We start from the raw sequence: 544 nt of genomic DNA, 5'->3' as shown, positions 1-544 counted from the left end.
ACCCGATTGAAAAATGCCGGTCTGCTGGCCTACAACTGGGAAGAGTCAACCCAGGGGCCACCCCGGAAATACTACGAACTGACCGATACCGGGAAAGAGTTTGTTCACGAGCTGGGCAACTCGTGGAACGAGCTGGTAGAAGCGGTAGGAACTATCAAGGCAAGCAAATCGTAAGGTGAAGGAAAAACCAAAGCACAAACGCAAAAAACAGACAAGAGATGAAAAAGACATTTACAATCAATATTAGCGGCAGCGTTTTTCACATTGACGAGGATGCTTACCAGAAGCTGCAAAACTACCTGCAGATGCTGAATGCCCACTTTGGCACAGACGAAGAAGGACGTGAGATTTTGCAGGACATTGAAACGCGCATTGCCGAGCTGTTCAGCGAAAGGATGGAAAAGGATGCCAAGAATGTGATCCTGGAATCGTGGGTGGATGACGTGATTGCCCGGATGGGAAAACCCGAGGATTTTATGGAAGGCGAAGTGGAAGAGGAAGAGCCGGCCAGTGCGGCAGGAACTACCAGTGAGCGCAGCCAGGC

Annotated in this window: 1 protein-coding gene and 1 pseudogene; both read left to right on the top strand. The window is 50.4% G+C overall.

Annotation, left to right across the window (positions count from 1 at the left end; genetic code table 11):
* The first annotated feature begins 6 nt into the window (after window positions 1–6).
* Window positions 7–174: a PadR family transcriptional regulator gene (locus ACRD6K_RS19990; RefSeq protein WP_430974677.1), complete on the top strand. Its 168-nt coding sequence runs from the start codon at window positions 7–9 to the stop codon at window positions 172–174.
* A gap of 44 nt (window positions 175–218) precedes the next feature.
* Window positions 219–544 (top strand): annotated as a pseudogene (locus tag ACRD6K_RS19985) (HAAS signaling domain-containing protein); the annotation flags it as partial.

The organism is Sunxiuqinia rutila (genome assembly GCF_050589705.1).
Lineage (GTDB): Bacteria > Bacteroidota > Bacteroidia > Bacteroidales > Prolixibacteraceae > Sunxiuqinia > Sunxiuqinia rutila.
This window is presented reverse-complemented; position numbering and strand designations above follow the sequence as displayed.